General features: G+C 64.2%; 13 protein-coding genes and 1 riboswitch. Of the genes, 6 read left to right on the top strand and 7 right to left on the bottom strand.

The window, feature by feature from the left end; all coding sequences use genetic code 11:
• Positions 1-166: 166 nt before the first annotated feature.
• Positions 167-1,657, top strand: a complete 1,491-nt coding sequence (locus VVR12_RS10055) for an amino acid permease (protein ID WP_368551109.1) — start codon at positions 167-169, stop codon at positions 1,655-1,657.
• A 114-nt stretch (positions 1,658-1,771) separates the two neighbouring features.
• On the opposite strand, the gene VVR12_RS10050 is transcribed toward VVR12_RS10055, so the two are convergent.
• Positions 1,772-3,184: a TY-Chap domain-containing protein gene (locus VVR12_RS10050; RefSeq protein WP_368551107.1), complete on the bottom strand. Its 1,413-nt coding sequence runs from the start codon at positions 3,182-3,184 to the stop codon at positions 1,772-1,774.
• A 215-nt stretch (positions 3,185-3,399) separates the two neighbouring features.
• Between VVR12_RS10050 and VVR12_RS10045 the strand changes: the two genes are divergently transcribed.
• Positions 3,400-5,772, top strand: a complete 2,373-nt coding sequence (locus VVR12_RS10045) for a Tex family protein (protein WP_368551106.1) — start codon at positions 3,400-3,402, stop codon at positions 5,770-5,772.
• Positions 5,773-5,826: 54 nt separating this feature from the next.
• On the opposite strand, the gene VVR12_RS10040 is transcribed toward VVR12_RS10045, so the two are convergent.
• From VVR12_RS10040 to VVR12_RS10030, 3 genes are all read right to left on the bottom strand, one after another.
• Positions 5,827-6,375, bottom strand: coding sequence for a GtrA family protein (locus tag VVR12_RS10040; protein WP_368551105.1), 549 nt, complete (start codon positions 6,373-6,375; stop codon positions 5,827-5,829).
• A gap of 144 nt (positions 6,376-6,519) precedes the next feature.
• Positions 6,520-7,353 carry an aldo/keto reductase gene (locus tag VVR12_RS10035; RefSeq protein ID WP_368551104.1) on the bottom strand — a complete coding sequence of 278 codons (834 nt, stop codon included), beginning with the start codon at positions 7,351-7,353 and terminating at the stop codon, positions 6,520-6,522.
• A gap of 47 nt (positions 7,354-7,400) precedes the next feature.
• A complete protein-coding gene (locus VVR12_RS10030; RefSeq protein WP_368551103.1) occupies positions 7,401-8,261 on the bottom strand; it encodes an aldo/keto reductase in 861 nt (286 codons plus the stop codon).
• Between the two features lie 71 nt (positions 8,262-8,332).
• Here VVR12_RS10030 and VVR12_RS10025 point away from each other — a divergent pair, with 71 nt between their 5' ends.
• Both VVR12_RS10025 and VVR12_RS10020 read left to right on the top strand, forming a co-directional pair.
• A complete protein-coding gene (locus tag VVR12_RS10025) occupies positions 8,333-9,721 on the top strand; it encodes an MFS transporter (protein ID WP_368551102.1) in 1,389 nt (462 codons plus the stop codon).
• A gap of 43 nt (positions 9,722-9,764) precedes the next feature.
• Positions 9,765-10,706 (top strand): DUF808 domain-containing protein, encoded by a 942-nt coding sequence (locus VVR12_RS10020; RefSeq protein WP_368551101.1) that lies wholly within the window; start codon positions 9,765-9,767, stop codon positions 10,704-10,706.
• 183 nt (positions 10,707-10,889) lie between these two features.
• On the opposite strand, the gene VVR12_RS10015 is transcribed toward VVR12_RS10020, so the two are convergent.
• Both VVR12_RS10015 and VVR12_RS10010 read right to left on the bottom strand, forming a co-directional pair.
• Entirely contained in the window at positions 10,890-14,561 is a 3,672-nt protein-coding gene (locus VVR12_RS10015; protein ID WP_368551100.1) for an SNF2-related protein, read from the bottom strand.
• 76 nt (positions 14,562-14,637) lie between these two features.
• Positions 14,638-15,423, bottom strand: a complete 786-nt coding sequence (locus VVR12_RS10010; RefSeq protein WP_368551099.1) for a hypothetical protein — start codon at positions 15,421-15,423, stop codon at positions 14,638-14,640.
• A 200-nt stretch (positions 15,424-15,623) separates the two neighbouring features.
• Positions 15,624-15,766: riboswitch (SAM riboswitch) on the top strand.
• 230 nt (positions 15,767-15,996) lie between these two features.
• Between VVR12_RS10010 and VVR12_RS10005 the strand changes: the two genes are divergently transcribed.
• Positions 15,997-16,434 (top strand): plasmid stabilization protein, encoded by a 438-nt coding sequence (locus tag VVR12_RS10005; protein WP_368551098.1) that lies wholly within the window; start codon positions 15,997-15,999, stop codon positions 16,432-16,434.
• Here VVR12_RS10005 and VVR12_RS10000 read toward each other — a convergent pair.
• Entirely contained in the window at positions 16,431-17,210 is a 780-nt protein-coding gene (locus tag VVR12_RS10000; protein WP_368551097.1) for an SDR family NAD(P)-dependent oxidoreductase, read from the bottom strand. The two genes, VVR12_RS10005 and VVR12_RS10000, sit on opposite strands and share 4 nt — an antisense overlap.
• A gap of 32 nt (positions 17,211-17,242) precedes the next feature.
• On the opposite strand from VVR12_RS10000, the gene VVR12_RS09995 reads away from it, so the two are divergent.
• Positions 17,243-19,012, top strand: a complete 1,770-nt coding sequence (locus VVR12_RS09995; protein ID WP_368551096.1) for a DUF6350 family protein — start codon at positions 17,243-17,245, stop codon at positions 19,010-19,012.
• Position 19,013 lies beyond the last annotated feature (1 nt).

The raw sequence follows: 19,013 nt of genomic DNA, 5'->3' as shown, positions 1-19,013 counted from the left end.
ACCGCAGATTTAACGTGACGCAGTACTCATTTACAGTGGTAAGGGTCTACTATTGACCCAATGACGTTGTGAACCACCCCGGGCGTGCCCTCAATCCAAACACTCCCTCGATACGGGTGGTCTTCACGCGCCACGCCATTTTCCACAAACATGACTGGGAGGCCTGATGCCTAGCACTAGTACGGAGCATCACCACGAACAGCACGCGGCAAGCGCCGAAGAAGGACTAAAGCGCGGGCTCAGCAACCGCCACATTCAGCTGATCGCCATTGGTGGTGCGATCGGTACCGGCCTGTTCATGGGTTCGGGCAAAACCATTCACCTCACCGGATCATCGATCCTCTTCGTCTACATGATCATCGGCGCGGTCATCTTCTTCGTGTTGCGCGCCATGGGTGAGCTGTTGCTCTCCAACCTGTCCTACAAGTCGTTCTCCGACTTCGCCTCCGACATCCTCGGCCCCGGCGCCGGATTCTTCGTCGGATGGTCCTACTGGTTCACCTGGGTGGTCACCGCCGTCGCAGACGTTATCGCCATCACCGGTTACAGCCAGTTCTGGTGGCCTAACATTCCCAAGTGGATCCCCGCTATCGTCGTGATCACCCTGTTGCTGGCGCTCAACTTGCCCTCGGTGAAGAGCTTCGGCGAAATCGAGTTCTGGTTCGCGCTCATCAAGATCGTCGCGATTCTCTGCCTCATCGTCGTCGGTGGCATCATGGTCGCCATGAGCTTCACCGCCCCCAGCGGCACCACCGCGCAGGTGGCTAACCTCTGGAACGACGGCGGCATGTTCCCCAAGGGCGTTGTCGGCTTCCTCGGCGCCTTCCAGATTGCGCTCTTCGCCTTCCTCGGTTCTGAGCTCGTCGGTACCGCCGCAGCTGAGACCGCAGACCCCTACAAGACCCTGCCCCGCGCCATCAACGCGGTGCCGGTTCGTATCATCGTCTTCTACGTGGCGACCCTGGCCGTGATCCTCATGGTCACCCCCTGGCGCTCCATCGACCCCGCGCACAGCCCCTTCGTGACCATGTTCTCGCTGGCCGGCCTGGGCTTCGCGGCCTCGCTGATCAACTTCGTGGTGCTGACCTCGGCAACCTCCTCGGCGAACTCCGGTATCTTCTCGACCTCGCGCATGATCTACGGCCTGGCAGAAGAAGGTTCCGCGCCGCACCTGTTCACCAAGCTCAGCCGCAACGGTGTGCCCCGCAACGCGCTGTTCCTCAGCGCAGTGCTGCTGTTCTCCTCGCTGATCCTGCTCTACTCGGGCGACTCGGTCATCCAGGCGTTCACCCTGGTCACCACCGTTGCCGCCGTGCTGGCGATCTTCAACTGGTGCATGATCTTGGTGTCCTACGTGGTGTACCGCAAGAAGTTCCCCGAGCGCCACGCCGCATCCACCTACAAGATGCCCGGTGGCGTTCCGGTGGCTTACTTATCGCTGGCATTCTTCGCGGTGATGATCGTGGTGCTGGCCTTCTATGAAGACACCCGCGCCGCCCTGTTCGTGATGCCGCTGTGGTTCATCATGCTCGGCATCGGTTGGATGTTCGTGCGTAAGCACCCCAGCCACCTCGAGAAGCAGGCCGTGATCAACGAGGCCCGCACCTCGCAGATCCAGCAGGTGCCCGCACCCGACGCGGAGACCCACATCAAGTAACACCCCGCTCCGCTGATACACCAGGACGCCGGCCTCACGTGAAGAACGTGACGCCGGCGTCTTGCTGTATGCGTGGTGATGAGAAGACCTACCCGCACCGCCGCGGGTAGCGGGTTAGCTGTTAGGAATGATGGGGAAGGCCCCGGTGTCTGGGTTGGGGCCATCGGCCTCGAGGCAGTTGGCGGGGTCGTCCGACCGGAAATACTCGGGGTACTCGCAACCCTGCCCGAAGCGCATCGCACCGACCAGCGCGAAGCCCGCCTGCGAGACCTCGAAGAAGTTCTGGCTGTAGGCGATAAAACCGTTGTGCGCCGACTTGTTCCAACCGTGCTCCTGCAAATACCGCTCGTCGATTGTGGGAGCGAGGGTGGAAAACGACTCGGCCGCGGAGACCTCGCAGAGCCAGCCACCGGGGGAACGCATAATCCGCACGTACGGCGTGTAGTCCTCGGCGGCGAGTACCTGCTCGCTGAGGTAGTACACCCGCAGGCTCTGACCCCAGGGCAGCTCCTGCAACCGCGCGGTCATCGCCTCGTTGAGCTCCGTCCAGGCCTGACGCTCCGCGTTCGGCTCGCTCAGGCGCGGGGTCTCTACCACGCCGATGCCCTGCGCCTTGATCTCTTCGATCGCTAGACCACCCGAACCTGCGGCCTCACCCGGCGGGGACGCCGGCACCGCCTGCGCGTTGGACATTTTCAGGGCGTCGTTGATCAAGCGGCGACCCAGGCGCAACGCGCGATACCAGGTGCCGTACTTGGCGCGCACCGCACCGAGCACCGGCACGCGGCCGTACTGGCTCTGCGACACCGCCCAGCTACCGTAGAGCAACACCGAAGGTTTGCGGTCGTACCGGATGCAATAGCTCAAGAACTCGCCGAGGGTGTTGCGGAAGGTGCGGTCGCTCAGCTCCGAACCAGACAGCGAAAGGTCCCGGTCGTCAAAATCGGTGGGGCAAATACCCACCCGCAGCAACGCCTGGCTCCAGCTGCCGTCTCCCAGGCGATCCTCCACGATATAGCGTGTGGGCGGCCAGGTGTTGACCTCGTCGGAAATACCGAGGGCCTCGGACGGCAGGTTCTCGAGCATCTCGTCGTAGGCGGATTCTTCGAGGGTGGTGTAGGGGTTCTCCGACAGGTACTTCAGGCCCGCACCCACCTTGTTGATGATGATAGCGGTGTTCTCGCGGGTGACCCCGGCCAGATCCAACAGGCGCGGGACGTCCTCAATAATCACCGGGTCTAGCGTGACCGCCGCGTGATCGGGCTCCGGGGGCAGATCGTACGAGACTGCCACCGCGTACCACAGGGCCGCGGCGGTCATCGTGTTCGAAAACAGCTGCTCCTTGCGCCCCACGAAGGTCCACCTGCCGGAATTAATCGCCTGCAGCACATACTCTGCCGGGGCATGCGGATAGACGGTCGTCACCCGGTGGTATGCCTCAGCAGGGGTCCACCCCATACCGGCCAACGACTCGATCAACTCTTCGTGATCCGCAAGGAACTCTTCGTAAGATCCGGTGTCTGTCACGGATAAAAGTCTTTCTGCGGGAGACCGAGGTTAGAAAAGGGAAAAACTACAATACAACGTGTAGTGCTTACCTCTTCAAACTCTATTGCTCCGCAATAGAGCGCACAAATATATGCGCAACTATTACCTGCACCCTTCAGAAATTACCCAGGCGGCTCTCAGCCTGCCGCCCCGGCGCACTCCAGCACCGCGGGGAACGTGAGAAACTAGAAACTATGACCATGCACAGTGCCACCGACGCAGAAATCATCGACGTTCTCGCCCAGGAACTCAGTGTTTCCACCTCCAGCGCCCGTGCCGCCGTAGAACTACTCGACGCCGGTGCCACCGTGCCCTTCATCGCCCGCTACCGCAAAGAACGCACCGGAGGGCTGACCGACACCCAGCTGCGCGCGCTCGCCGAGCGTCTGGACTACCTGCGCGAGCTCGAGCAGCGGCGGGCGTCCATCCTCGAACTGCTGGACGAACGCGGCGTGCTTGAAGACTCGCTGCGAGTGGCCGTGGAGTCAGCGATTACTAAGAACGAACTCGAAGCTATCTACGCCCCTTACAAGGTGACCCGCCGTACCAAGGCGCACATCGCGCTGGAGGCCGGGCTCGAATCGCTGGTCGATGACCTGCTCGAGGTGCCGCTGGCCCCGCTGGACGACATCGCCGCCGCCTACATTCGACAGGCCGAACCGGACCAGCCGGCCGACACCGCCGTGCCCGACGTCGAGACGGCCCTGGCCGGGGCGCGGGCGATCATGCACGAATACGCGCTCTTCGACCACACGCTCATGGAATCCCTGCGCGAGAAACTCTGGGAGACCGGGGTGATCAGCAGCCGAGCCACCGGCGCCTACCGCAACACTCCGGCGGCATCTTCCAACAAGTTCGCCGACTACTTCGATTTTCACGAACCCATCCGCCGCATCCCCTCCCACCGCCTGCTGGCCCTGCTCCGCGCCGAGAAAGAGGGCGTGGTCAAGGTACGCATCGACGTCGCCCAGACCCCGCCACCGCTCACCGGGCTGACCGGGGCTGACCGGGCGCGTGCCGAATCCCAGGCCGAAGAATTCGAGAGCGTGCGTGCCGCCTACGAGGCGGAGATCGCGACCTCCCTCGGCATCCCCGTGCAGGTGCTCAACACCGTCTCTGAGGAACACATGGTGCTGGGTTGGCTGGCCGGTACGGTGCGCTCGGCCTGGCGCTCGCGCATTCTGCCGCGGTTGACCACCGAGATCCGCGCTCGCCTCTTCGAGCGTGCCGAGGCCTCGGCGATCGAGGTGTTCGCCTCGAACCTCTCCGACCTGTTGCTGGCCGCACCCGCGGGCGACCGCGTGATCCTCGGTCTCGACCCTGGGCTGCGAACCGGTGTGAAGGTCGCCGTGGTCGGACGCACCGGGCAGGTACTCGAGACCGGCGTCATCTACCCGCACGCCCCGGCCAACCACTGGGAGCAATCCCTGGACACCCTGGAGGGCATGGCCCGCCGCCACGGGGTAGAACTGATCTCGATCGGCAACGGCACCGCCTCCCGCGAAACCGACCGGTTGGCCGGCCAACTGCTCAAACGCCTGAACCGCCCCGCAGAAACCGGCGCGACCCCGCCGCAACCCGCGCAGAAAGTCACCGTCTCGGAGGCCGGGGCCTCGGTGTACTCCGCCTCGGCTTTGGCCGCCGCCGAACTGCCTGAGCTAGACGTCTCCCTACGCGGCGCCGTCTCCATCGCCCGCCGCCTGCAAGACCCGCTGGCCGAACTGGTGAAGATCGACCCGCAGTCCATCGGCGTGGGCCAATATCAGCACGACCTCTCCGAGGCGCTGCTGGCCCGCTCGCTACAGGCCACGGTTGAGGACGCCGTGAACTCGGTGGGCGTGTACGTCAACCTGGCCTCGCCCGCCCTGCTCAGCCACGTAGCTGGTTTCAACCGAACCATCAGCGAGAACATCGTGGCTTACCGCGAGGAACACGGGCCTTTCGTCAGCCGCGCCGACCTGTTGAGGGTGCCCCGCCTGGGGCCGAAGGCCTTCGAGCAAGCTGCCGGCTTTGTGCGGATCGTCGACGGGGCGGAACCGCTGGACGCCTCCGCCGTGCACCCCGAGGCCTACGAGCTGGCCGCCGCGATCGTTGCCGACGCCGGGGGACTGGTGGGCTCCTCGGTGCCGGGAGAGGCGCTGGCCCGCCTCAACCCCGAAGACTACGTGACCGAGCGGTTCGGCCTGCCGACCGTGCGCGACATCTTCGCCGAGCTGGAGCGCCCGGGCCGCGACCCGCGTCCGGACTTCGTGACCGCCGAATACACCCCCGGCGTGGAGACCATCGAGGACGTCGCCCCCGGCATGATCCTCGAGGGCACGGTCTCGAACGTGGCGGCCTTCGGCGCGTTCGTGGACATCGGGGTGCACCAAGACGGCCTGCTACACATCTCGCAGATGTCCACCGACTTCGTGGACGACCCGCACAACATCGTGCGCTCCGGTCAGGTGGTGCAGGTGCGCGTGACCGAGGTGGACGTGCCGCGCAAGCGTATCGCGCTCTCGCTGCTGCTCGAGGAGCCCGAGCGTGCGGTGAAATCGGCCAAGAAAAAGCGCCGCCGCCGCTGACCCTTCTCTGTTCGAAGAGGGAAGCGGCGACGGCGTTCGTCGCGTCTGAAAGTTTTAGGCGGCCCGCTTGGTGGCGCCAGTGTTCACGCGGCCACTCGGTTGCGGCGTGACCGGGTGCGAACCGGTGATCGGGATGACCTCGCTCATCTGCGCCCGCTGACGGGCAGCCTTACCGTGGAAGACGAAGCGGTCCAGCGCCCAGAAGCGGAACACCATCGCCAGCGCGGTACCCAGCAGGGGGCCGGCGATGAAGTCCGAGATCTCTTGGAACGCGAAGCTCACGTACGGGGTCTCCAGGTGGAAGATGTACCGCGAGATCCACTGCGGGGCGGCGTTGATGATAATGCCGCCGATGGTCACCAGCACGAAACCGACGATCTCTTTGGGGCGGGGGTCTCCACCGGCGTCTTTCCAGGTCCACTGGGAGGACAGGATGTAAGATACCACCGAGGCGATCGCGGTGGCGATCAACAGCGCCGTGGTGGGTTTATGGGTGAGCACCGTGTACTTCAGGCCGTAGTTGATAGCCATGGTGAGTACGAAGCAGAAACCGCCGACGATCAGAAAACGGATTTTCTCGTTCGCCAATAACTTTCTGATCATAGAGGTGCTCTTTCTGGTGACATGCATGGTTCGTTATCTTTGAACCTAGCATTGACGCTTGGGAAAATTCTGGGAAACACGAATGTGGCGCCGAGTTGTCCCCAAGGTCACCGTCGCTAGTACCCACAAACCCGCCGGCGTTGTTTAGAAGTCGGCGGTCTTCGGGTCGGGGCCGATGCGGCCGTCTTCGCGGGAAAGACCGTCGATGCGCGCGATCTCTTCATCGCTGAGCTTCACCTCGGTCGCGGCGAAGTTGGACTTGATACGCTCGGGGGTCACCGACTTCGGGAAGACGATGATGCCGTGCGCCAGGTGCCAGGCGATGACGACCTGCGCGGGTGTGGCGTCGTGGGCCTGGGCGATTTCGGTGATCGTCGGATCCTGCAGTAGCTCACCGCCCTGGCCCAGCGGCGACCACGCCTCGGTCTTGATACCCAGCTCGTCGTTGACTGTGCGCAGGGCCTGCTGGTTGAAGTAGGGGTGTAGCTCGATCTGGTTGACGACCGGGGTCACCCCGGTGGCCTCGATGATCTCGCGCAGGTGCTCCTCGGGGAAGTTCGAGACGCCGATCGAGCGGGCCTTGCCCTGCTTCTGCAACTCGATAAGGGCCTTCCAGGTGTCCACGTACTTCTTGCGGTGCGCCGAGACCCAGTGGATCAGTAGCAGGTCCACGTAGTCGACGCCGAGGTCGGCCAGCGACTTCTCGAAGGCGGCCAGCGCCTCATCGTATCCCTGGTCGTCGTTCCAGATCTTGGTGGTCAGCCAGATATCCTCGCGGTTCACCGAGGACGCCGCCAGTGCCTTGCCCACGCCGGTCTCGTTCTCGTAGACCTTAGCGGTATCGATGTGGCGGAAACCGGTCTCGAGGGCGATGCCGACGACCTTGGTGGCCTCGTCATTTTCGACCTGCCACACGCCGAATCCTAGCTGGGGGATCGCGCGGCCGTCGTTGAGCTCGATGTTAGCTACGGTGCTCATCGTGATGTCCTTTCGTGGAGGTTAGCTGTCTTTTTCACTATATCGACTCAACCCCGGAAGGAGCGACGGTCGGAATAGATAGGTGCGCCCAGGTCGCCCTCGGCGGGGTCGGGGCCGCGGCGTCCGTCGGCCCTGGTCAGCGCATCGATGGCGGCGACCTCGTCGGGGTTCAACTGTAGTTCTTGGGCGGCGAAGTTAGACGTCAACCGTGTGGGGGTGACGGTCTTGGGCAACGGGACCATGCCGTGGGCGAGATGCCAGGCGATAACGACCGCACCGGCGTCCACCCCGCGAGCCTCGGCGATGTCGACGATTGTCTGGTCTTTCAGATCGTCACCCACGCCCAGCGGTGCCCAGGGCTCGGTGATAATACCGCGGTCGGAGTTCGCCCTCCGCATCTGCGCCTGGTTGAAACTCGGGTGCAGCTCGAGCTGATGCACGGCCGGGACCACGCCGGAGTCTTTCAGGTCGTCGAGTTGCTGCTCGGTGAAATTCGAGACGCCCACCGAGCGCACCAGCCCGCGTTCGCGCAACTCGAGCAGGGCGTCCCAGCTTTGGCGGTACTTGCCCAGGCCCGGTTGCGCCCAGTGGATCAGGTAGAGGTCGAGGTAGTCCAGGCCCAGCAACTCGAGGGAACGCTCGCAGGCCTCGAGCGCGGTGTCGTACCCCTGGTCGGTATTCCACAGCTTGGTGGTAATGAACAGTTCGCTGCGGTCGATGCCGCTGGCGCGCACCGCCGCGCCCACACCGGCCTCGTTGCGGTAGATCGTGGCTGTATCGATGTGCCGGTAACCCACCTCAAACGCGGCTTCGACCGCGGCCTGGGTGTCTACGGGCGGGATGCGGTGAACTCCGTAACCCAGTTGCGGGATGGTGTGGCCGTCGTTGAGCGGGAGAGTGCGTAACAATATAAATCCTTCTTTCATCTGCGGCTTTACTCTCTAACCTACCCCTGTGTGCTCGGTTACACTAAGGAACTATGCCAGCCTTACTGATGGACGTCGCCCCGCTGAAGGTCAGTCCTGCCTTCCGGCGGCTCTGGCTGGGAAGCATGTTCTCAACCCTGGGCTACCAGGTCTCGGCTATCGCCATCGCGCTAGAGATCTTCGACATCACCGGCTCCCCGGCGGCAGTGGGCCTCACCGGGTTGGTGGCCGTGACCCCGCTGGTCATCGGCGGGCTCTACGGCGGGGTGATCGCCGACCACTACGACCGACGCAAGGTGGCGCTGGCGGCGTCCCTAGGCATGTGGCTGGTGGCTGTGGCACTGGCCGCGCAAGCCTGGGCCGGGTGGCGCTCGGTGTGGGTGCTCTACACCGTGATCTTCTGTGAATCGCTGCTGCAGCCCATCGATAAGTCGGCCCGCGGCGCGATCATTCCGCGGCTGATCAAGAAACGGATGTTGCCGGCGGCCAACGCGCTGAACATGACCGTGCTGACGCTCTCCATGAGTGTGGGGCCGATGCTTGGCGGCGCGCTCGTGGCGCTGACTGGGTACCCGCTGACCTACACCATCAACATCGCCGCGATGATGGTCGGGCTCTGGGCGCTGTACCGGCTGCCGCCCATGCGCCCCGACCACACCGGCGAAGACAAACCCTCGCCGCTGGCCGCCATCGGCGCGGGGCTGCGCTTCGTGCGGGAGGTGCCCGTGGTCGGCATGACCTTCGTGGTCGACCTCATCGGCATGGTCTTCGCCCAGTCCAAACCGCTCATCCCCGCGCTGGCGGTCACCGCGTTCGGCGGCGGCACCGCGGCCTCGGGCGTGCTGCTCTCCGCCACCGCCGCAGGTTCATTCCTCGGGGTGACCTTCTCGGGGTGGCTGAGCAGGGTGCAACGCCAGGGGCGATTTCTCACCCTCTCCTACGTAGCCTGGGGCGCGGGCCTTGCCCTGTTCGGGCTGGTCGCACTCAGCCTCGACGGACGTTCGCCCTCCGACTCGCTCACCGAAAACCTGCCCGCGATCGCGGCCGGTTGCGCGGGGCTGGCGTTCTCCGGCTGGGCCGACGCGCTCGGGTCGGTTTACCGCTCCTCGATCATCCAGACGGTCGTACCCGACCGCATGCTCGGACGCATGAATGGGTTGTTCATCGTCACCGTCGTCGGCGGGCCCAACCTGGGCGCCGGTGTGATCGGCTTCGGCGCCGAACTCATGGGCCCGGCACTTACCGCGGTGGTTGGCGGGCTGGTCTGCATGGTCGCGATCGGCGTGTTTACCGCCTGCGTTCCCGCGTTGTGGCGGTACGTCTTCGAACCGCTCCCCGAGACCTCAGCCATTCCCTATCCCGAGCACAACCCGGACTCACCGGCTACCGGCGTGATCACCGTCGTCCCGCCACGACAAGATGAGAAACCGGATGTACCGTAAAATTTGAACGAATCCTAACTTTCACTCAACACAAGGAGTACCCATGGCAGGTGGCCTGGCCGCCCTACTCGATGACGTTGCCGCCCTGGCAAAGCTTGCCTCCGCAAGCCTTGACGATGTGGGCGCCGCCGCAGGACGCGCGTCCGCAAAAGCCGCCGGCGTGGTGGTGGACGACGCCGCGGTGACCCCCCAATACGTGGAAGGCGTAGACCCCAAGCGTGAGTTCCCCATGATCCGTAAGATCGCTATGGGCTCGCTGGTCAACAAGGCCATCATCCTGGTCTTCGCGCTTCTGCTCAGCCAGTTCATCCCCTGGTTGCTGACCCCGTTGCTGATGCTCGGTGGTGCCTACCTCTGCTTCGAGGGCGCCGAAAAGGTGATCGAGATGATCAAGCCGCACGAGGAGTCTGCACACGAGGAACCCGCCGCGGCGCAGGGTGAAGACGCCGAAAAGAAGGTTGTGAAGTCTGCAATCCGCACCGACTTCATCCTGTCCGCCGAGATCATGGTGATCGCGCTGAACGAGGTGGCCTCCGAACCGCTGCTCAACCGCGCTCTGATCCTGATTGTGGTCGGTATCGCGATCACCCTCGGTGTGTACGGCGCGGTGGCGCTGCTGGTGAAGATGGACGACTTCGGCCTCTTCCTGACCCGCAAGGGAAAGGGCTCGGCCACCCAGGCCTTCGGACGCGGTCTGGTGAAGGCCATGCCCAAGGTGATGGCTGTGATCTCCTTCGTGGGCATGCTGGCCATGCTCTGGGTGGGCGGTCACATCTTGCTCGACGGCATGCACAAGCTGGGCTTCCATACCCCCTACGAGTTCGTGCACCACATCGAACACGCGGTCCACGAAGCGATCCACGGCGGCATCGGCTCCGTGCTGGCCTGGTTCACCAACACCGGCCTCTCGCTGGTCTTCGGCCTGATCGTCGGCTCGATTATCGCCCTGGTGATGCACTTCCTGCCGATCGGCAAGAAGCACTAAGGCTCCGGACGCCGGTTCTATCCCGGACCCGGACATTACCGACCCGCTGGCCCGGTGAGCGAGGGCTCCGTCCGAAGCGCCGAGGCTGAGGCCGTCCACGGCCGAATCCTCAGCGCGAGGGGGCACTCCCGAGCGGCCGGGCCAGCGAACCGGCAACGTCCGGTCAAGCGGGTCGGCGGCATCCTACTCGGCCTCCGTCAGCAAGTCCCGTACCTGCTCCGCGGTGAGCTGCGACGAGAAGAACTGCCCCTCGTCCACCACCGCGTCGAAGAGCTGGGCCTTCGACTCCTTCAAGTCCATGACCTTCTCCTCGATCGTGCCCGCCGAGACCAGCCGGTAGACCATCACGTTCCTGCGCTGGCCGATGCGGTGCACGCGATCCACCGCCTGCTGCTCGGCCGCCGGGTTCCACCACGGGTCCATGATGAAGCAGTAATCCGCCGAGGTGAGGTTCAACCCGAATCCGCCGGCCTTGAGCGAGATCAGAAACACCGGGGCGGTACCCTCCTCAAAGGCCGCCAGCACCGAGGGACGGTCGCGGGTGGAGCCGTCCAGGTAGAGGTAGGGGATACCCAGGGTCTCCAGGCGGGCGGCGATCTTCTTCAGGTACGAGGTGAACTGCGAGAAAATCAGCGAGCGGTGCCCGTCGGCGATAATCTCCGGCAGGTTCTCTTGCAAGTAATCCAACTTCGCCGACTCCAGGCTGCCGTAGCGTTCCTCGTCGATCAGCGAGGCGTCCAGGGCCATCCGCCGCAGGGTCGTCAGGGACTGGAACACGGTAAAGCGGTTTTTATCCATGTCTTCCAGCAGGCCCAATACCTTCTTGCGCTCGCGCTGCAGCGCGGTGTCGTAGGCGCGGCGGTGCCCGGCCGAGAGCGGCACGTCCACCCGCACGTCGTTCTTCTCAGGCAGGTCGGCGGCCACGAGATCCTTCGTGCGCCGCTTCATCAGCGGACGAATGCGGCGGCGCAGGCGCGGCAGGGCCTGTTTGTCTTCACCCGACTCGATGGGGTTGGCATACAGGTCCTTGAACTGCCGCGCGCTGGGGAACAACCCTGGTGCCACAATCGAAAACATCGACCAGAGCTCCATAAGGTTGTTCTCCATGGGGGTACCCGTAACCGCCACCTTGAACCGGGCGGGCAGATCGCGGGCGGCCCGGTGTGCCTTGGTCTTGGCGTTCTTCACGAACTGGGCCTCGTCCAAGATCAGACCCGAGAAGGCCCGCTCGGCGCCGAGGGCCGCGTAGGCCTCTTCTTCGCGCCGAAACAGCGCGTACGAGGTGAGTAGCACGTCAGCCTCGGGGGCGGCGTCCGCCAGCGAACGCGCCGACTTCGCCTCCGAGGCGTAGCGCGCCTCGACCTTCAGCGAGGGCGCGAACTTCGTTAGCTCCCGCTCCCAGTTGGGCACCACGGACGTCGGGGCCACCACTAAGAACGGCGGGAAGGTCTCACCGGGTTTAGCGTTTTCGACCCACCGTGCCCGGGCATAGGCGAACATCGCGATGGTCTGCACGGTCTTGCCCAGACCCATGTCGTCGGCCAGCACCCCGCCGAGGCTGTGGTCATAGAGAAAGCTCAGCCACTGAAAACCCTCGAGCTGATAGGGGCGTAACTCGGCGTGAAGCTCCTCCGGGACCTCGGCCACCGCCGTGTTCTCGATGTTCAACAGCGCGGTGACCTGCTGCTCCCAGGCGTCCACGGTCTCCACGGAGGCCGCGAGCTCCTCCAGCTCCTCCCACATGCCGGCCTGGTGGCGGGAGATCTGCAGGGGAGTCTTCTTGTCTTGCAGACCGGTGGCCTCCCGGAGCAACTCCTGCAGCTTCATAAACTCCGGACGGTCTAGCGCGAAGTAGCTTCCGTCGCCCAGCAACAGGTGTGACTTACCGGCGTTGAGGGCCTCGAAAATTTTTGCGAACGGCACATACCATTCGCCGGCCTTGATCGCGATCCCCAGCCCAAACCAGTCGCGGTCCCCGGTGGACTCCACCGACACCGTGATCTCGGGGGCCTCTTCCAATTCTTTGAACTCGGGCACCGGGCCGTGCGTATCGACCCGCACCCCGTCGATGGCTTCGTAGCGGGGCAGGGTGTCTTCCACCAGCGTCCGCGTGGCCCAGCCCTCGGTGCGGTGACGGGTAAAGGGCACCACCGGGCGCACCGCCTTGACCTGCTTGAGCACGCGATACTCGAACTTGGTATCGCGGGTCTCGGCGTGGTCTTCGCCGGGGTATCCCAGCGCGGGCAACGAGGCGCGCTCGCCGTCGGGGTTCAGCGGGTCGGTCGGGTACTCCCAGTGCCAGCTAGTGGCCGCCGAATGCGGTTCGTTCTCGTCGAACTGAACGCTCAACACCAGCTCGGGGGTGGCCACCTGCGGCAGCGTGGGCCCGGCCTCGTCGGTGTGGAGCGTGAGCGTTCGCGCCAACCGCGGGTAGAACTCGCGCAGGAAGGGTTCACGGTCGGCGGCGGGCACCTCGATCGAGCCGGTGCTCGCCAGCGATTCGGCCATCGGGTCCAGCGGGTCGGCCAGGGGCACAAAGAGCAGGTCGCAATCGGACGGCAACCAGTCCGGACGCGCCCCGCCCCGCCCGGTAGCGTCTTCGGCGCGGTCATCACCCAGGGCCGCGGCGCGGGTGGCCGACCATTTTGCGGTCTGTGCCGCACCCACGTACTCGGCTTGCGCGCGCCCGCCCAACGCCAGAAATCCGGAGCGCGGGTCACCCAGCTTGTGGCAGTTCGCCGTCTCGATGCTGAAGTCATCCCAGCTGAGAATCGGGGTGAGTGCCAGGCGGTCGGCGTCGGTGAGGCCGCGCTCGGCGATCTCTTCCACCCGCACCTGCACGCCGGTGGCCGGGGCCATCGCGGCGGTGACCTGTTGGCCGTCGATGAGGAAGGGCAGGTCGATCTCCTGCGCCCGCGCCAAAACCTGCCAAAGCAACGAGGAGTTCACCGCGCTCAGCGAGACCCAATCGCGGTGCGAGGTGTAGGCCGACTGCCACGGCCGCACCACCGAATAGAACTCGGCGAACCAGCGTTCGTGTTCGGGGTAGACGCTGTGTTTCAGGTGGCCACGGATGAGGTCGCGTTGAAAGTCTTCCCAGCTCAACCCGCCTTTGATCCAGGTTCCGCGCGCACCCAGCATCATCGGCCGGGCCTGCACCTGCACCTGCGGCAAACCGGCGGAGGACTGGCCGATGGCGTACTTGCTGCCCACATGCAACCGCAGATCGAGCGCGCCGGAGACCCGTTGGGCGGAGTCGTCACCGAATTCTGGGCGCGCCGCGAGCACGTGTGAGAGCCGCCTGCGCCACTCGGGCAGGCGGGCGCCTGGTTGAGTCTCTGTGTCGGTGCCGGAGGTGTTGTCTGCCAGTTTCGAGGCGGCATAGACGCCGAAGTCGGCCAGCTTGTTCTGCAGGTCCTCGGGGAGGGCATCTAACCCGCCGGTCTTCTCGCGCATGGACTCGCCCATGCGGGGAGTGGGGTCGGCGACCGAAGACCGCCACGTATCTGAGGAGGCGGTGAGCGCCTTGCGGACCTTCGTGGCCCGATCGATCGCGGTGAGCATGAGCGCCACCGCGTGCTTACAGTCGGTGCGCACGGGGCAGGTGCACTGGGCAGAGAAAACCAGCGAACCCGCGGTCTTCTGCGCAGGAAAACGAACGGTGACCGAGTAAGGAGCCACCGCGGAACCGTTGACCTCGCCGGTCAACGTGCGGGTATCGGGGTCGAAGGTGTAGCGAGCCACGTTGCCAGCACGCATGTATTTCTGGCCGCGCGAATAGGCGGCGTGGCCCACCTGCCGAATAATCTCGGCGGCGGTCACGGGGATGTCTGGAAATGCCGACGAACTAGCCACGGACGTCCTCTTCCGTAGACGAAACGTTAACTTAACCAGCGTACCCGAGAGGCGCTACGGCGGGCGGGGTAACGGGTTAGTTCAGTCGCTGTAAGTTGTCCAAGGTGAGGGATTCGATGACGTGCCCGGCTTCGTCCATGAGGCTCACGCCCTGGGGGTCGAGCGCGCGGAACCAGGTGCTGACCAGGTATTGCCCGTGCTGGGCGAGGCTGACCAAGATGAGATCGCCGTTATACATGCCGCGCAGGGTGACCACGCCAGACTTATGGTCGACCGTGGTCGGGCGTAGATCGAAGCGACCCTGTTTGGTGGGGTAGTAGCTGTTGAGCGCGTTGGCACACTCGGTCGTGTTGTTGGAAAACTTCTCGAGCAGATCCTCGGCCGCCTGGGCGCTGTCCGTGCGTACCACGCTGTTGTACCCGGTGATCTGGTTGATGCCGGCCTGACCGAGGTTGATGCGGCGGCGCTTGCCGTCTTCGAAGGTGAAGGGCGCGTTCGGCGTGGAAATGAGGCCCAGCGCCACCTCCTCGTAGGCACCACACTGCTGATTGACCTGCTCGGCCAGGGTGGGGTCGGGGGAGGCCTCCGCTTCGAGGGTGGCGGCGGTTCTACCCGGGGACGTCGCCCAGCCGTCGGCGGTGAAATCTTGCACTGAAGGATCCGCCATGAGATAAGCAAACGGTTCAGTGGAACGGATCTGTTGCTGGCTAGGTAGAACCTCGGTGAGATCGGTGCTGTGGGGTGAAGTGTTGGCCTGATCGGTCTCTGCCGTGGTGGTCTGGTTGCCACACGCGGCCACACTGAGCCCGAGGGCAGTGACAGCGCAGGTAGCGATGATTTTGCGTATTCCTATGCGCGACAATCTGGCCCCCTCCATGAGTGATGTCTCTAATTGAAACACAGTCTGCCCATGTCAGACGGGGAATGTTGGCGCGGAACTTAAGGTGACATAATGTAAGAATTTCACCCGAAATGGGGGCAAGGATTTGCCGTAGATCACATTAAAAAAATTTTGAGACGCCACTTTTCAACGTGGCACACGTGCGCTAATCTGGGAATCAGCTTCAAGAGATTCAACTGTCAAGCTCCGACTTGGTTGAACGCCAACCCCATGTTCACGGGTGGCTCGGATGACGAAGCGGTCTGTATTCGCGTTGCTAACGCGTTTCGTTACCAACGCAGGCTGGTACAGACAAGAGCACTTCGAAAGGAATGCGCGCACGCGCACGGTCGCCATGACTACACCGGCTCGCCCCCACGAAAATATCCAGCGTCGTATCTCTGATGCCTCAGTTCCGGTTCGTGGAGGTTTCTCCGCGATCAGCATTCACGATTACTCTCGGATCTCTCACGAGCGGTCGGAGTTTCTGAACTTCCTCCTTACGCCTAACCCCGATGGCATTCCCGCAGCACAGCATGGAGTGCTTAAAGCCGCATGAATCCCAGCGCCGGACTCCTTCTGGATTCAGACGTTCTTGCAGAGATACGCAAGGCAGAGCCCGATCGCAAGGTCATAGCTTTTCTGCGCCGCCGCTCCTATAAGGTGCTCTATATTTCGGTGCTCAGCCTTGGGGAACTCAAGGGACTCTACCCATACCCCTCCACCGAGCGGTGGCTGGGGGAGTTGCTCGCGCGCTTCGGCGCCCACGTTCTCGAGATCACCCCGGAGATCTCCCTGCAATGGGCCGGTCGCCATGCCGAACGCGGCCTGCACGCGGTGGGCTCTGAGACCACCGCCCCGGTGGCCACCGCAGCCCTCGAGGGGCTCATCTCGGCCACCGCGATCATCCACGATCTCGAGATCATCTCCGCCAAAGCGGAGGTCTACCGGAGCTGGGGCGTGGCGGCCACCAACCCGTTCCTCGACGACTAGTAGTCGCGCGTGCTCTGAATCGCCCGCGCGCTCACCTTGCTGGGCAAGATCCGCGAGAGCGCAACCAGCACCTTGTAGGGTGCCGAGGGAACGCAGACGGCGCGTCCATCGTTGTTGGCCGCGATCGCGTCTGCGACCACCTTCTCGGGGCTCAGCCAGAAGAACCGCGGCAGGTTGGGCTCGCTCTGGCCCATGTTCTGATGGAAATCCGACCGGGTCAACCCGGGGCAGACCGCCGTGATGAGCAGGCCGTCTTTGCTGTATTGCGCGTTGGCCGACTGACTTAACGACACCAAGAAGCGCTTGACCGCCGAGTAGGTACCCCCGGGGGTGAACGCGGCCACCGAAGCCACGTTGATAATCTTGCCGCGGCGGCGCGGTAGCATCGTCTCGATCGCGGTGTGCATCAGCTGCAACGGTACGCGCGCCAAGATATCTACCTGATGCAGGTGTTTCTGCGTGGTGGCCTGATGGAACGACGACCCCAAACCGAAACCGGCGTTATTGATCAGAACCTCCACCGGTGCGTCCTGCGAACGCAAGCGCTCGACCACCTTCTGAACGTCCTCCTGCCGACCGAGGTCGGCCAGCAGAATCTCGGCCTGCACACCATAGCGGGAACGCACCTCGTCGGCCACGGCGGCCAGGGCCTGCTCGCGGCGAGCGGTGAGCACCAGGGAGTAGCCCTCGCTGGCGTATGCGCGGGCGAATTCCGCTCCGATACCCGACGATGCGCCGGTGATCAGTACGTACGAATTGCTGAGCTGGTTCGACATGTTCACCAGTCTATGTGACAAGATAAAAGGCGATGAAAACCACCACCAAAAACCCAGCGTCCCGCCCCGCCATGCGGGGGCTTCCCATGCCCCTGTGGATGCAGGGGGCCCTTGAGTTAGCGCTTGCCGCGGCCTTCTCGTTAGTGGCGGTGGCGGTGCTTCTGCTGGCGGTCTGGGGAGCCAACGGCTTCGACAACCGCGACGCGTTTTCGGTGGTCACGCTTTCGGGGCAGATTTGGCAGCTGATCCACGGTGTGCCGTTGCATTTGCAGATTCCCAACCACGGTCAGTTCGCCGCGATCTCCGGCACGATGAGTCTGATCCCTCTGGGGCTGACGCTCATCCCGCTGGGGTTGTGCTTCCGCTCGGGTCGTCGGCTGGCACAGGCCTCCTACGAAGGGCAGTTCTGGGTGCCCACCCTTGCTGGGGCGCTGGCCTACAGCGTGTTCTCGGTGCTGGTCAGCCTCCTGCTCCCGGGTGTCTACAGCATCACGAACCCCGTTTTGGCGGCCATCATTCCGCTGTGGGTGGTGTTGCTCGGTGTGATCGGCGGAGGCTGGTACGAATCGCGCTCGCTGGCGCGCATGATCGGTGTGGACGCTGCAACGTGGGTGGCAGGGTTCAGCCAGTACTCGCGCTGGGCGGGCTCCTACGCCTGGGCGGTGATCCGTTCGGCAGTGGTGGCGTTCGTGGCCTTGATCGGTCTGGGCGCACTGTTGGCCGCGGTCTCGATCTTTGTGCACTGGGGCAATATCGTGGCCCTGTTCCAACAACTTCATGCCGGGGCTATCGGCGATACCGCCGTGACCCTGTTGCAACTGGGGTACATTCCTAACCTCGTGGTGTGGGCCATGGCACTGAGCACCGGCGCGGGATTCTCGTTCGGCGAGGGCACCTCGGCGAACCTGGGTGGCACCAACTTGGGGATGCTCCCCTCGCTGCCGGTTCTGGGGGCTATCCCGCACCTGGCGGCCCCGTGGTCGCTGTTGCTGTTGTTGGCGCCGGTACTGGCCGGCATGCTGGCCGGTTGGTGGTTCTTCCGGGCCGGCGAGAACCACTTCGACGACTGGGTTTCGTTGAAGCTGAAGTTCCGTCCGCTTTCCTGGCTGTTGTCCACTCTTGGTCTGGCCGTTCTCATCGGCTTGCTCACCGGCCTGTTCACTGCCGCGCTGGGTTGGTTCGCCCACGGCTCCCTGGGTCTGGGCCGCTTCACCGACATCGGCCCGCACCCGCTGTTCTTCGCGCTGATGACGGCCGCGACGGTTGCCCTGGGTGTGGTGCTCGGATCGGCCTTGGCGCCCTTGCTGGAGAAGAACGATAGCGACGAGTTGGAACGCTTCGCTGAGAGCTCGCGCGGATCGCGCCGGGCGGAAAAGAAGCAGCGTCGCGCCGAGGCGAAGGCCGCCCGCCGCACCGGCCGGCGGAAAACCGGTGAACGTGCCGAGGAGGTCTTCGTGCCCGAGGAGGACGAACCGTCCGCCGAGCGAGACCTCGCAAATCAGGATGCTTCTGGTCAGGCCGTTGCCGTCAAGGGCGGTGCCGCGCGCAACGTCCCGGCACAGACCGCGGCAGAAGACACCGCACCCGGCTCCGCCAAGGTCATCCCGCTGGGTATTCCTGCAGAACCGGCCCCCGCAGAGCCGCAACCCACAGAGCCGCAACCCACAGCGCAGAACCGAGACCAGGATGCTCCCGCGGCGTCGGAGAGTGCTGAACCGGTTCGCGAGGACGACCCCGTGAAGCCGAAACTCAGCCGCGGGCGCGTGATCAAACGTCCTAAGTCGCGGCGTCCGCGCGACTAAG

It is taken from the genome of Rothia sp. LK2588 (genome assembly GCF_040946465.1).
Classification (GTDB): domain Bacteria; phylum Actinomycetota; class Actinomycetes; order Actinomycetales; family Micrococcaceae; genus Rothia.
This window is presented reverse-complemented; position numbering and strand designations above follow the sequence as displayed.

Bases quoted from the DNA above. Each gene is read 5' to 3' on its own strand.
- VVR12_RS10000 (WP_368551097.1), bottom strand. From the start codon at position 17,210: ATGTCGAACCAGCTCAGCAATTCGTACGTACTGATCACCGGCGCATCG.
- VVR12_RS09995 (WP_368551096.1), top strand. From the start codon at position 17,243: ATGAAAACCACCACCAAAAACCCAGCGTCCCGCCCCGCCATGCGGGGG.
- VVR12_RS10045 (WP_368551106.1), top strand. From the start codon at position 3,400: ATGACCATGCACAGTGCCACCGACGCAGAAATCATCGACGTTCTCGCC.
- VVR12_RS10035 (WP_368551104.1), bottom strand. From the start codon at position 7,353: ATGAGCACCGTAGCTAACATCGAGCTCAACGACGGCCGCGCGATCCCC.
- VVR12_RS10055 (WP_368551109.1), top strand. From the start codon at position 167: ATGCCTAGCACTAGTACGGAGCATCACCACGAACAGCACGCGGCAAGC.
- VVR12_RS10025 (WP_368551102.1), top strand. From the start codon at position 8,333: ATGCCAGCCTTACTGATGGACGTCGCCCCGCTGAAGGTCAGTCCTGCC.
- VVR12_RS10005 (WP_368551098.1), top strand. From the start codon at position 15,997: ATGAATCCCAGCGCCGGACTCCTTCTGGATTCAGACGTTCTTGCAGAG.
- VVR12_RS10040 (WP_368551105.1), bottom strand. From the start codon at position 6,375: ATGATCAGAAAGTTATTGGCGAACGAGAAAATCCGTTTTCTGATCGTC.
- VVR12_RS10020 (WP_368551101.1), top strand. From the start codon at position 9,765: ATGGCAGGTGGCCTGGCCGCCCTACTCGATGACGTTGCCGCCCTGGCA.